The sequence below is a fragment of the Streptomyces tendae genome, from assembly GCF_014650435.1.
GTDB lineage: Bacteria > Actinomycetota > Actinomycetes > Streptomycetales > Streptomycetaceae > Streptomyces > Streptomyces tendae.
In genome coordinates, this window is sequence record NZ_BMUY01000010.1 from 365,703 (window position 1) to 378,370 (window position 12,668).

A 12,668-nucleotide genomic window follows, 5' to 3' on the forward strand; every position below is an offset into this window, starting at 1 on the left:
CGCCTCAGCCGGACCTCCCAGCAAGGAACCCAAGCATGCGACACACCAGACCCGTGCGCCTCGCCGCACTGGCCGCAGCCCTGACCGCGGGAACGCTCGTCCTGACCGCCGTGCCCGCCTCCGCCGTCACGGGGCCCGCCTCCGACGCCTCCGACACCACGCACGCCTACACGGCGCAGATCGTCGTCGGCGACCACGACCGCGGCTGCTCCGGCGTCCTGGTCGACACCGAATGGCTGCTCACCGCGGCCAGTTGCTTCGCCGACAACCCCGCCGAGAGCCTCGCGGTGCCCGCGGGCAAGCCGGCCCGCACGACCACCGCGACCATCGGCCGCGCCGACCTCACCGGCACCGGCGGCGCCGTCCGTACGGTCGTCGAGCTGGTGCCCCGCACCGACCGCGACCTGGTCCTGGCCCGGCTGAACCGCCCGGTCGCGAACGTCACGCCCCTCGCCCTGGCCGGTGCCGCGCCCACCACGGGCGAGCAGCTGACGCTGGCCGGCTACGGCCGCAGCAAGACCGAGTGGGCGCCGCTGAACCTGCACACCGGGGTCTTCTCGGTGGACGCCTCCGACGCCACCACCGCGACGGTGACGGGCCAGGACGGCGCGGCGGCGTGCATGGGCGACACCGGCGGTCCGCTGGTGCGCACCGTGAACGGCACCAAGCAGCTGGCCGCCCTGAGCAGCCGCTCCCACCAGGGCGGTTGCTTCGGCATCGACGCCGCCGAGACCCGTACCGGCGGCGTGGTCACCCGCGTCGACGACCTGGGCTCCTGGGTGGCGTCCAAGGTCGGCGCCAACCGCATCACCGACTTCAACTGCGACGGCGTCGAGGACATCGCCGTGGCCGACCCCGAGGCGACCGTCGGCGGCGACGCCAAGGCGGGCCTGGTCCGCGTCGTCTACGGCGGCGGCAAGGGCACGGCGCAGATCGACCAGGACCTCGACTGGGTCCCGGGCGGTGCCGAGGCCAACGACCTCTTCGGCCAGGCCGTCGACACCGTCGACTACGACGAGGACGGCTGCACCGACCTGGCGGTCGGCACCCCGGGCGAGAACCTGGGCGACGCCGTGGACGCGGGCATGGCCGACGTCCTGCTCGGCGCCCCCGGCGGCATCGGTACCGGTGCCACCAAGGACGTCCACTTCCAGCAGGCCACGGGCAACGGCTCCATCAGCGCCTCCACACCGGAGAGCGGAGACCTGATGGGGCAGGCGATGGTCGCGGGCACCACCGCCGCCGGCGAACCCTTCGTCGTCATCGGCGTGCCCGGTGAGGGCCTGAGCGGCGCGGCCGGGGCCGGCGAGGCGTTCTACGTGAGCGGCGGCACCAACGTCTCCGTGCACCAGGACAAGCTGGACGTCCCCGGCGCGGTGGAGGCGAACGACGGCTTCGGCGCCGTGCTGGCCGCCGACGCCAACCACCTCGCCATCGGCGCGCCCAACGAGGCCATCGGCACCGACGCGGCCGCCGGCAACCTGGTGGTCTTCTCGCACACGCTGAACAGCGAGAAGCGGCCCACCCCGCTGTTCGGTCTCGATCAGGACCTGGACACCGTCTCCGGCGGTGCCGAGGCCGGCGACCGCTTCGGCGCCGCCCTGGCTCTCGCCCCGTACCGCGCGTCGGGCGCGGCGCGTGCCGACGGGTCGATCCTCGCGGTCGGTGCACCGGGCGAGGCCCTGAACGTGAACGGCGTCAGCAAGGCCGAGACGGGCAGCGTGATCACCTTCCGGGTCACCGCCTCGGGCGCCTACACCCAGCTCGACGGATACTCCTCCGGCACCGGTGACGACGACGTCTCCGGCACCTCCGAGGCCGGTGACCACTTCGGCTCCACCCTGACGGCGATCAACACCGCGCCGCGTGCGGTGAGCACCGAGGCGACCCTGAAGATGGCCGTCGGCATCCCGGACGAGGCGATCGGCTCGGCGGCCTCCTCCGGCGCCGTGCACGTCTTCTCGATGCTTGGTGCGCCCGGGGCCAACGACAAGTGGATCGAGTCCGGCGACGGCGACGGCGTCCCCGGCGCGCCGGGCGCGAACCAGCGCCTCGGCTCCAGCATCCACTTCACCGGCACCCACCTCTACGTGGGCATGCCCTACGGCCCGACGGCCACGGGCGCGCTCTACGCCCTGCCGATGTCCAACGTGACCCTCGGCGAGCCCAACGCCGCGGTCACCGCCTACCAGCCGGGACAGGGCGGCCTGCCCGCCGCCGGCACCACCTTCGGACACGCGGCGCGGTAGACACCGCGTCAGTCCTCAGCCGGCCGTGGCGTCCAGCGCCACGGCCGGCGCGTTCGCGGGGTGCGGCACGCCCGACGGATCGAGTACGAACAGCGCGACGTCCAGCAGGTCGCCGCGGACCCGGGCGTCCTCGGCGTACCCGGCGAGCGAGAAGTACACGCCCCGCGCCGACTCCGCCATGGCCGTCAGCCACAGGCACTCCACGTCCCGCACCGAGGCCGGGCCCACCGTCGGATCCACCTGGACGACGATGCCGGGCGCGGCCAGACCGATGCCGGACAGCGGACGCTGGTCGGCGCGGCGCACGTCCCGGTGGCCCAGGCCGCGCAGATAGAGGACGGCCGCGGTGACCGCGTCCCGCGCGGTGCGGATCGGAACGGCCCGGTGCGCCGGAACCCGTGATCCCGGGGTGCGCCCGGACCGGCCGGTCGCGGCGGGGTGAACCGGCACGCACAGCACCGTCCCGCAGGGGCAGCCCAGCTCGGGCCGCGGCCACCGGCTCTCGGCCCCGCACGCCGCACAGCGCAGCCCGATCCACTCCTCGTCCCACGCCCGGTGGGTGACCTCGGTCGCGGCTCCGCGCGGGTCCAGCTCCGGGGCGACGGGCGCCCCGCAGGCGCAGGGGTACGACGGTGCCGTGTAGCGGTGCCGGCGCCCGCAGGCGGAGCAGCACACCGAGATGGTCTCGGACATGACCCCCATCGTCCTCTCTTGACGGCCCCCGGCCGCCCACTTACATTACTTCCAGATCGTAGAAAACAAATTTCGCTATACGGAAGTTGCTACGGAAGAAGCTCACCGCGGGGCGCGACGGGAGTGCGAATCCGACAGCCGGATCAGGAGTACTCGATGGCTCGTATGACCGCTGCCCGAGCGGCAGTTGAGATCCTCAAGCGCGAGGGCGTCACCGACGCGTTCGGTGTGCCCGGTGCGGCGATCAACCCCTTCTACGCGGCGCTCAAGGCGTCCGGCGGCGTCCAGCACACCCTCGCCCGTCACGTCGAGGGTGCCTCGCACATGGCCGAGGGCTACACCCGCACCCACCCCGGCAACATCGGCGTCTGCATCGGCACCTCGGGACCGGCCGGCACCGACATGATCACGGGCCTCTACTCGGCGATCGGCGACTCGATCCCGATCCTGTGCATCACCGGCCAGGCGCCGACCGCGGTGATCCACAAGGAGGACTTCCAGGCCGTCGACATCGCCTCCATCGCCAAGCCGGTGACGAAGATGGCGGTCACCGTCCTGGAGGCCGCGCAGGTCCCCGGTGTCTTCCAGCAGGCGTTCCACCTGATGCGCTCCGGCCGCCCAGGACCGGTCCTGATCGACCTGCCGATCGACGTCCAGACGACCGAGATCGAGTTCGACCCGGAGACCTACGAGCCGCTCCCGGTCTACCGGCCCACCGCCACCCGCGCCCAGATCGAGAAGGCGATCGGCCTGCTCAACGCGTCCGAGCGCCCGCTGATCGTGGCCGGCGGCGGTGTCATCAACGCCGACGCGGCCGACCTGCTCGTGGAGTTCGCCGAGCTGACCGGCACCCCGGTCGTGCCGACCCTGATGGGCTGGGGCCTGCTGCCCGACGACCACGAGCTGAACGCCGGCATGGTCGGCCTGCAGACCTCGCACCGCTACGGCAACGCGACCTTCCTCGAGTCGGACTTCGTCCTCGGCATCGGAAACCGCTGGGCCAACCGCCACACCGGCAAGCTGGACGTCTACACCGCGGGGCGCAAGTTCGTCCACGTCGACGTCGAGCCCACCCAGATCGGCAAGATCTTCGCCCCGGACTACGGCATCGCCTCCGACGCCAAGGCCGCACTGGAGCTGTTCGTCGAGGTCGCGCGCGAACTGAAGGCGGCCGGCCAGCTGCCCGACCGCTCCGCGTGGGCCGCCTCCGCGCAGGAGCGCAAGGCCACCCTCCAGCGCCGTACGCACTTCGACGACATCCCGATCAAGCCGCAGCGCGTCTACGAGGAGATGAACAAGGCCTTCGGGCCGGAGACCCGGTACGTCTCCACCATCGGCCTCTCGCAGATCGCCGGCGCCCAGATGCTGCACGTCTACCGCCCGCGGCACTGGATCAACTGCGGCCAGGCCGGCCCGCTCGGCTGGACCGTCCCGGCCGCCCTCGGCGTCGCCAAGGCCGACCCGGACGCCCAGGTCGTGGCGCTCTCCGGCGACTACGACTTCCAGTTCATGCTGGAGGAACTGGCCGTCGGCGCGCAGCACCAGATCCCGTACGTGCACGTCCTGGTCAACAACTCCTACCTGGGCCTGATCCGCCAGGCGCAGCGGGCGTTCGACATCGACTTCCAGGTCAACCTGGAGTTCGAGAACATCAACTCGCCCGAGCTGGGCGTCTACGGCGTCGACCACGTCAAGGTCGCCGAGGGCCTGGGCTGCAAGGCGATCCGGGTGACCGACCCGAACGAGCTGGGCGCGGCCCTGGAGCAGGCCAAGAAGCTGGCCGCCGAGCACCGGGTGCCGGTCGTCGTCGAGGCGATCCTGGAGCGCGTCACCAACATCTCCATGTCCGGCACGAACGACATCTCCAACGTGGTGGAGTTCGAGGAGGTGGCCACGGAGCCGGGGCACGCCCCGACCGCGGTCAGGACGCTGAAGGTCTGACGGACCCGGCGCCGAGAGCCGAGAACGGCCCGTCCCTCTCCTCGGGGGACGGGCCGTTCTCACGTGTGTGCGGCCCCTCAGTCCGAGCCGCCACCGCCGCCACCGCCCCCGGAGCCGCAGCCGCCCGTATGGTCCCCGTGGTGGCCCGTGCCGCCGCCCCAGTCGCCCGAGACCGAGTCCTCGTACTCGTCGCGCCACCTCAGGAACCTGCCCCGGCCCAGGGAGAAGCGCACGCCGTCGGCCGGGGTGCCCGGGGCCGTCAGCCCGGTCCGCAGCGCGAAGCGCGGCAGCAGCAGGCGCAGGGCGGCATCGCCGTGCAGGGCGACCGCGAGCAGCGTGTCGTCGTCCGTCAGGCCGTGCCTGACCGCCGGCAGCGGGTGCCGCTCCCGCCAGAACTCCACGCGCCGACGGGCACCGCGGGTCGGCCTGAGCCAGGGGTGGCCGAGCAACCCGTCCTCGGCGAGCGGGATGCGCGTCAGGGCCACGGCGAGGCGCACGTCCGGGTGGCGGACCAGCTCACGAGCGGTGAGCGGCTCGTGCAGACAGTCCAGGACCGTCCCCTCGAACGGCCCCAGGCCCTCCGGCTCGGGACCCGCCGCGCACAGCGTCCTGCGCGGTCCGGTCTCGACGGCCCCCAGCAGGTGCAGGGCGACCAACGCCACCGTGACGGCCGCCGGCGGCCCGCCGCCCAGCAGCGCGATCTGGTGCGGCTCCCACCCGATCTCCGTGACACCGTCCACGACCCCACCCCCGTGCGCCCCGTGTTGTGCCGGGGTTGTGCCCGCTGCGGGGGACTCCTACGCCCGCTCAGCCACCGTGGTGCTCCTGGTGCTCGTGGTGTTCGTGCAGCCCAGGCCAGTCCTCCGGGCCGCCGCCCTGCCACTCGACCAGGTCGCTGTCCTCCACGTCGGTCACGTAGAGGTCGGCCAGCCGCAGCAGTTCGGCGACGTCGTCGATGTGCGAGGCGACGCCCAGGGTCTCCTCGCCGGAGGTGACCCGGCGCGAGCCGTCCAGGGCGGGGGAGTGGACGACGATGTGCGGGTGCTCGGGTGGGTGTGCCGTTGCCATGTCTCCAGGCTGCTGCGCGGGCGGGCGATCCGCACGCCGGAGCACGTAGGAGCACCCGGTGAACGCCGAGAGGCGCCGGATGCGGGACCGTCCGCATCCGGCGCCACTCAGCCGGTGAAGGTTCTTGGTGAGGGTTGTCGCCGAAGGTTTCTTCACGTGGTGTCCGTCCGGCGGCGCGAGGCTGGGCGCGACAGGTCGTTCGCGCCGCCGGACGGGGCTTGCGGGGCCTCTCGGGAAGAGAGGTGTGTGGCTGGGACCGCGGCGGTGCGACGGGCCGGAACGGCTCCTCCCCTCAGGTCGTAGGAGAAGCGTCCGTGCCCTTCACCACCGCACTGGCTCGCTGGCCGCCGCGGTCCTCGCCCTGCCCGCGCCGGCACCTGGCGGTCACCCCTCATCCGGGCCGCTTCGGTGCCTGCGCGGGCCGCGCACACGGCCCCGGCCTCCCCGCCGGGTTCCGTGCGCGAGCCGGTGGATCAGTCCTCGCGCAGGGCGCGGACCGCCTCCTCCACGCGCTTGCCGTACTCGGGGTCGGCCGCGTGGAAGTGCGCGAGGTTCTTCTCCACGACGTCGTTGCGCGAGACCTGGGACAGACCGCCGGCGAGGTTCGCGACCAGGCGCTGCTTCTCGTCCTCGCTCATCAGCCGGTACAGCGCACCGGCCTGCACGAAAGGGTCGTCCTTGGTGTGCAGCGGCGCCTCGTGGGTGCCGGTGTGGCCGGACACGGGGAGCGGCGCGGCCAGCGGGCGGCCGGTCTCGGCCGGGCCGTCGTAGGAGTTCGGCTCGTAGTTCTTGGCGTACCGGTCCTGCGCGTTGGACGCCATCAGGCCGTCGCGGCCGTAGTTGGCGGCGCCGCCGGGCACGGCCTTCGGGGCGTTCACCGCGAGCTGGGTGTGGTTGACGCCCAGGCGGTAGCGGTGCGCGTCCGCGTAGGCGAACAGCCGGCCCTGGAGCATCTTGTCGGGGGAGGGGCCGATGCCGGGCACGAAGTTGTTCGGGGAGAACGCGGCCTGCTCGACCTCCGCGAAGACGTTGTCCGGGTTGCGGTCGAGGACCAGCCGGCCGACACGCTTGAGCGGGTAGTCGGCGTGCGGCCACACCTTGGTCACGTCGAACGGGTTGAAGCGGTAGTTCGCCGCCTCGGCCACCGGCATCAGCTGCACGTGCAGCGTCCAGGACGGGTACACGCCCCGCTCGATCGCCTGCACCAGGTCCGTCTGGTGCGAGGTCGGGTCCTCGCCCGCGAGCTTCGCGGCCTCGTCGGCGGTCAGGCAGCGGATGCCCTGGTCCGTCTTGAAGTGGTACTTGACGAAGAAGGACTCGCCCTTGGCGTTCGTCCACTGGTAGGTGTGCGAGCCGAAGCCGTCCATGTGGCGGTACGACGCCGGGATGCCGCGGTCGCCCATCAGCCAGGTCACCTGGTGCGTGGCCTCGGGGGAGTGCGCCCAGAAGTCGAAGACGTTGTCCGGCTCCTGACGGCCCGTGAACGGGTCGCGCTTCTGCGAGTGGATGAAGTCGGGGAACTTGATCGGGTCCTTGATGAAGAACACCGGGGTGTTGTTGCCGACGAGGTCGTAGTTGCCCTCCTCGGTGTAGAACTTCACCGCGAAGCCGCGCGGGTCGCGGACCGCGTCCGCGCCGCCGAGGGAGTCGGCCACGGTGGAGAAGCGCAGGAAGACCTCGGTGCGCCGGCCGACCGTGCTCAGGAAGTCGGCGTGCGTGAAGCCGCTGACGTCGTCGGTCACCTCGAAGTGGCCGTAGGCGCCGGAGCCGCGGGCGTGCACCACGCGCTCCGGGATGCGCTCGCGGTTGAAGCGGGCGAGCTTCTCGATGAGGTGCTGGTCCTGGATCAGGAGGGGACCGCCGATGCCGGCGGAAGCGGAGTTCTGGTTGTCGGCGACCGGGGCGCCGGACTCGGTGGTGAGCACGCGCTGCGACATCGTGGACCTTCCGTGGCCTTGCAGACGAGGGTTCAGCGGAAGCAGCTGGATGGAAACTGTTTTCCGCTTTGTGGAGCCTAGATTTGGGAGAGTGGCACGTCAACAGTTTGTTGAAGTGGGTTCCGGGCGGCGCCGCCGCTCGGGCGCGACAGGACAGGTGTCAGCGGCGGCGCCACCCGGAGGTCTCGGGGAGGGTGCGTCAGACCTGGGCGCCGGAGAGGCGCTCCACGGCCCGCAGCAGGGCGGAGTGGTCCAGGCCGCCGTCGCCCTGGGCGCGCAGCGACGCGACCAGCTGGGCCACCACGGCGCCCACCGGCAGGGCGGCACCGACGTTGCGGGCGGCGTCGGTGACGATGCCCATGTCCTTGTGGTGCAGGTCGATGCGGAAGCCCGGCTTGAAGTCGCGGCCCAGGAAGTTGTCCTTCTTCCGCGTCAGCACGGTCGAGCCGGCCAGACCGCCGTTGAGGACGTCCAGGGCGGCCTTCAGGTCCACGCCGGACTTCTCCAGGAAGACCACGGCCTCGGCGCACGCCTGGATGTTCACGGCGACGATCAGCTGGTTGGCGGCCTTCACGGTCTGACCCGAGCCGTGCGGGCCGCACAGCACGATGGTCTTGCCGAGCGCCTCCAGGAGCGGCTTGGCCTCGTCGAAGTCGGCCTGCTCACCGCCGACCATGATGGACAGCACGGCCTCGATCGCGCCGGCCTCGCCGCCCGAGACGGGGGCGTCCAGGACGCGGACGCCCTTGTCCTTGGCGGCCTTCGCGAGGTCGACGGAGGTCTGCGGGGTGATCGAGGACATGTCGACCAGGAGCGCGCCGGACTTCGCGTTCTCCAGGATGCCGTCGGGGCCGTAGGCGATGGCCTCGACCTGCGGCGACGCGGGCACCATGGTGACGATCACGTCGGCGTCGCGCACGGCCTCGGCGATCGAGCCGGCCGCGGTGCCGCCCGCGGCGGACAGGCGGTCCAGCTTCTCCTGCTCCAGCGTGAAGCCGGTGACCTGGTAACCCGCCTTGATCAGGTTCTCGGACATGGGAGAGCCCATGATGCCGAGACCGACCCAGGCGACCTTGGGGAGCGTGCTCATGATGGGTACCTCTCTGGAAAATCTCTGAAGAATTGTGCGGGTGGCGCTCAGCGGGCCGCGCGGGCCTCGGCCGGCAGCCAGGAGAAGGACTGGGCGCTGGGCGCGTCGCCGGGCTTGTACTCCAGGCCGACCCAGCCGTCGTACCCGGCCTTCCCGAGGCGGTCGAGCAGGTCCTCCAGCGGGAGGGAGCCCGTACCGGGGGCGCCGCGGCCGGGGTTGTCGGCGATCTGGACGTGGCCGGTCTTCGCGGCGTAGGCGTCGATCACCTGCGGCAGGTCCTCGCCGTTCATGGACAGGTGGTAGAGGTCCATGAGGAACTTGGCGTTGCCGAGACCGGTGGCCTCGTTGACCTTGTCCACGACCCCGATCGCGGCCGGTGCCGACACCAGCGGGTAGAGCGGCGACTCGGGCTTGTTGAGTGCCTCGATCAGCAGGATCGCGCCGATCCGGTCGGCCGCGCGGGCGGCGAGGACCAGGTTCTCCAGCGCGAGCCGGTCCTGCTCGGCCGGGTCCACGCCCTCGACGCGGTTGCCGTACAGCGCGTTGAGCGCCGTGCAGCCCAGTGACCGGGCGAAGTCGGCGGCCACGTCGATGTTGGCGCGGAAGCGGTCCGACTCCTCACCGAGGATCGACAGCGCGCCCCGGTCGGGTCCGGGCAGCTGCCCGGCGTAGAAGTTCAGGCCGGTGAGCTGGACGCCGGCGTCCTCGATGGCCGCCTTGAGGGCGTCGAGCTCGGACTGCTCGGGGGTGGGCGAGTCGATCCAGGGCCACCACAGCTCGACCGCGGTGAAGCCGGCCGCGGCGGCGGCCGCGGGGCGCTCCAGGAGCGGGAGTTCCGTGAAGAGGATCGACAGGTTGACGTTGAAGCGCTGGTCTGCGGCGGTGCTCCACTCAAAACCTGGCATAGGGTGCCGCGCTCCCTTCCGCTTGAGGGTGTGTTTCCGTATTACGGAAGTTCGTTTCTGCTTGATGGAAGGTTGCCCGGGGAGCGCGACTGTTGTCAAGAGGGGGCGGCGCAAAGCGGTCACCCCGCGTTAGGTTGACCGCGTGCGATTGAGAGTGGAGTTCACGACCGAACCCTTCGACCTCGACGAGGCGCCCGCCCACGCGGTGGTGGCCCGGGAGGTCGTCGAGGCCGCCGAGCTGGACGCGGTCGACGTCGGCCCCTTCGGCAACACCGCCGAAGGCGGCGCCGACCAGGTGCTCACCGCCGTGGACGCGCTGCTGCGCCGCTCCCTGGAAGCGGGCGCCACCCGGATCTCGCTCCAGGTCAACGTGGTCGACGAGTCCGCCGCCGGGGAGGGCGAGCGGTGACCGGCCCCGCCGAGGAGCCGTTCATCGCGGCCGTCAAGCCTCTGGTCGACGCCATGGGCGGCGAGATGCTGCCGCCGGACGAGGCCGGCCTGGAGGACGTCGTGCTCTCCTGGGAGGGTGCCGACGTCGTCGCCGTACGCCTGCCCCAGCTAGCCGACTCCCTCGACCACATCCTGGCCGCCATGGAGCGCCGGCAGGGCAGGCCCCTGGCCGACCTGGACCGCAGGACCAAGCAGGAGGTCGTACGGGCCCTGGAGGCCCGCGGCGCCTTCGCCGTACGGCACGGAGTGGAGACCGTCGCGAGCGCCCTCGGCGTCAGCCGTTTCACCGTGTACAACTACCTCAACCGCGAGAAGGGCACCTGACCTGCACGGTTCCTCCGCACCACCGGCCGCCGTCCGGTCACCGGGCGGCGGCTTTTCTGACGCCGAATTTTCAACAAAGTGTTGACGGCTTGTTTCCGAGGGCGTTAGCTATCGGCACGCCCGCTCAGCACAAGGCCACGGAGGCTCCCGTGACGTCCACTTCCGCGTCGGGCCTGGCCCGTTTCAACACCCTCGAGGAGACCGCGGCACTCGCGGAACTCCACGAGGCGTGCGCCGCCACGGCGTGGGCCCGGCACCTGCTCGCCGCCCGCCCCTTCGCCACCGCCGAGGACCTGTACGCCGCCAGCGACGCCGCCATGGCCGAGCTGACCGCCGAGGACCTCGCCGAGGCGATGGCCGGGCACCCGCCGATCGGCCGCCCCAAGCCGGGCGATCCGACCTCGTCCCGCGAACAGGCGGGCATGGCCGGCGCCGCCGAGGAACTCAAGGCGGAGATGCTCGAACTGAACCTGGCCTACCAGGAGAAGTTCGGCCACGTCTTCCTCATCTGCGCCACCGGCCGGACCGGCGAGCAGATGCGGGACGCGGTCAAGGAGCGGATCGGGAACTCGCCCGAGCAGGAACGGGAGATCGTCCGCACCGAACTGGGGAAGATCAACCGCATCCGCCTGACCCGACTCGTCGAACAGGACGCCCGACCATGAGCACCAGCACCACCGCCTCCGTGTCCACGCACATCCTGGACACCAGCGTCGGCCGCCCCGCCGAGGGTGTCGCCGTCCAACTCGCCGCCCGCTCGGGCAGCGGCGCGGACTGGCAGGCACTCGGCGGCTCCGCGACCGACGCCGACGGCCGGTGCAAGGACCTCCCGGCCCTGCCGGAGGGCACCACCCACGTACGGCTCGACTTCGACACCGAGACGTACTTCGCCAAGAAACAAGCCGCGGCCCAGCAGGACGCCCCCGCGCTCCGGGACAGCGAGAACGGCCGGCCCGTGTTCTTCCCCGAGGTCACCATCACCTTCGCGGTGGTGCCCGGCGAGCACTACCACGTTCCGCTGCTGCTCAACCCGTTCGGCTACTCCGTTTACCGAGGGAGCTGACCGAATCATGACCCGTTTCGTCCTGGGACAGAACCAGTACGGCAAGGCAGAGAACCGCGTCGTCAAGATCACGCGTGACGGCGACACGCACCACATCAAGGACCTGAACGTCTCCGTCGCCCTGTCCGGCGACATGGAGGAGGTCCACCGCAGCGGTTCCAACGCCAACGTCCTGCCGACCGACACCACCAAGAACACGGTGTTCGCCTTCGCCAAGGAGCACGGCATCGAGAGCGCCGAGGACCTCGGCGTCAAGCTCGCCCGCCACTTCGTCGACAACAACGAGCCGATCCACCGGGCCCGCATCCGCATCGAGGAGTACGGCTGGGAGCGGATCGAGACGTCGAAGGGCGGCGCCCGCTTCGTCGGCGCGGAGGAGATCGCCCACTCCTTCGTCCGCACCGGCCAGGAGACCCGCGTCGCGCAGATCACCTACGACGGCCACGGCATCCAGGTCCTCTCCGGCTTCAAGGACCTCACCGTCCTGAACTCGACCAACTCCGAGTTCTTCGGCTACCTGAAGGACAAGTACACGACCCTCAAGGAGGACTACGACCGGATCCTCGCCACCACCGTCTCCACCTGGTGGCGGCACAACTGGGACGGCGTCGACTCGCACGCCCCCGACTGGGACCGCTCGTACAACGGGGTGCGCAAGCACGCGCTCCAGGCTTTCGCCGAGACCTACTCGTACTCGCTCCAGCAGACCCTCTTCGAGATGGGTGTGCGGGTGCTCAACTCGCGCGACGAGGTCGACGAGATCCGCTTCTCCATGCCCAACAAGCACCACTTCCGCTCGGACCTGTCGCCCTTCGGGATCGACAACGAGGCCAAGGACGGCGCCGTGTACTACGCCGCCGACCGCCCCTACGGCCTGATCGAGGCCACCATCCTGCGCGACGGCGCCGAGCAACTCATCCCGGTCGACATGACCAACCTCTGACGCGG

Annotated in this window: 13 protein-coding genes; 7 read left to right on the forward strand and 6 right to left on the reverse strand. The window is 71.3% G+C overall.

Going from position 1 to position 12,668, the window contains the following annotated elements; translation table 11 throughout:
* Nucleotides 1-35 precede the first annotated feature (35 nt).
* Nucleotides 36-2,249, forward strand: a complete 2,214-nt coding sequence (locus IE258_RS26800; protein WP_189747525.1) for a trypsin-like serine protease — start codon at nucleotides 36-38, stop codon at nucleotides 2,247-2,249.
* Nucleotides 2,250-2,264: 15 nt separating this feature from the next.
* On the opposite strand, the gene IE258_RS26805 is transcribed toward IE258_RS26800, so the two are convergent.
* The gene (locus tag IE258_RS26805; RefSeq protein WP_189747527.1) at nucleotides 2,265-2,951 is read right to left on the reverse strand and encodes a hypothetical protein; all 687 of its coding nucleotides are present in this window, start codon (nucleotides 2,949-2,951) and stop codon (nucleotides 2,265-2,267) included.
* 147 nt (nucleotides 2,952-3,098) lie between these two features.
* On the opposite strand from IE258_RS26805, the gene gcl reads away from it, so the two are divergent.
* Nucleotides 3,099-4,883, forward strand: coding sequence for a glyoxylate carboligase (gene gcl / locus IE258_RS26810; RefSeq protein ID WP_189747529.1), 1,785 nt, complete (start codon nucleotides 3,099-3,101; stop codon nucleotides 4,881-4,883).
* Nucleotides 4,884-4,960: 77 nt separating this feature from the next.
* Here gcl and IE258_RS26815 read toward each other — a convergent pair whose 3' ends face one another.
* The 5 genes from IE258_RS26815 to IE258_RS26835 all read right to left on the reverse strand — a co-directional run bounded on the left by IE258_RS26815 (nucleotide 4,961) and on the right by IE258_RS26835 (nucleotide 9,883).
* A complete protein-coding gene (locus IE258_RS26815; protein WP_189747531.1) occupies nucleotides 4,961-5,623 on the reverse strand; it encodes a TIGR04222 domain-containing membrane protein in 663 nt (220 codons plus the stop codon).
* 67 nt (nucleotides 5,624-5,690) lie between these two features.
* Nucleotides 5,691-5,951 (reverse strand): hypothetical protein, encoded by a 261-nt coding sequence (locus IE258_RS26820; protein WP_189747533.1) that lies wholly within the window; start codon nucleotides 5,949-5,951, stop codon nucleotides 5,691-5,693.
* Between the two features lie 473 nt (nucleotides 5,952-6,424).
* Nucleotides 6,425-7,888, reverse strand: a complete 1,464-nt coding sequence (locus tag IE258_RS26825; RefSeq protein WP_189747535.1) for a catalase — start codon at nucleotides 7,886-7,888, stop codon at nucleotides 6,425-6,427.
* 199 nt (nucleotides 7,889-8,087) lie between these two features.
* On the reverse strand, nucleotides 8,088-8,978 hold the full coding sequence (locus IE258_RS26830) for a 2-hydroxy-3-oxopropionate reductase (RefSeq protein ID WP_159329271.1): 891 nt from the start codon (nucleotides 8,976-8,978) through the stop codon (nucleotides 8,088-8,090).
* Between the two features lie 47 nt (nucleotides 8,979-9,025).
* Nucleotides 9,026-9,883, reverse strand: a complete 858-nt coding sequence (locus tag IE258_RS26835) for a TIM barrel protein (protein ID WP_189747537.1) — start codon at nucleotides 9,881-9,883, stop codon at nucleotides 9,026-9,028.
* A gap of 142 nt (nucleotides 9,884-10,025) precedes the next feature.
* Between IE258_RS26835 and IE258_RS26840 the strand changes: the two genes are divergently transcribed.
* From IE258_RS26840 to pucL, 5 genes are all read left to right on the forward strand, one after another.
* Nucleotides 10,026-10,292 carry a YkoF family thiamine-binding protein gene (locus IE258_RS26840; RefSeq protein ID WP_189747539.1) on the forward strand — a complete coding sequence of 89 codons (267 nt, stop codon included), beginning with the start codon at nucleotides 10,026-10,028 and terminating at the stop codon, nucleotides 10,290-10,292.
* Nucleotides 10,289-10,657, forward strand: coding sequence for a helix-turn-helix domain-containing protein (locus tag IE258_RS26845; RefSeq protein WP_003972719.1), 369 nt, complete (start codon nucleotides 10,289-10,291; stop codon nucleotides 10,655-10,657). Before IE258_RS26840 ends, IE258_RS26845 begins: the two co-directional genes overlap by 4 nt.
* A 149-nt stretch (nucleotides 10,658-10,806) precedes the next feature.
* Nucleotides 10,807-11,322: a 2-oxo-4-hydroxy-4-carboxy-5-ureidoimidazoline decarboxylase gene (uraD, locus tag IE258_RS26850; protein WP_164270569.1), complete on the forward strand. Its 516-nt coding sequence runs from the start codon at nucleotides 10,807-10,809 to the stop codon at nucleotides 11,320-11,322.
* Nucleotides 11,319-11,720 (forward strand): hydroxyisourate hydrolase, encoded by a 402-nt coding sequence (uraH, locus tag IE258_RS26855; RefSeq protein ID WP_125628173.1) that lies wholly within the window; start codon nucleotides 11,319-11,321, stop codon nucleotides 11,718-11,720. The genes uraD and uraH overlap by 4 nt, the downstream gene beginning before the upstream one ends.
* A 7-nt stretch (nucleotides 11,721-11,727) precedes the next feature.
* Nucleotides 11,728-12,663, forward strand: a complete 936-nt coding sequence (gene pucL / locus IE258_RS26860; protein ID WP_159329268.1) for a factor-independent urate hydroxylase — start codon at nucleotides 11,728-11,730, stop codon at nucleotides 12,661-12,663.
* Nucleotides 12,664-12,668 lie beyond the last annotated feature (5 nt).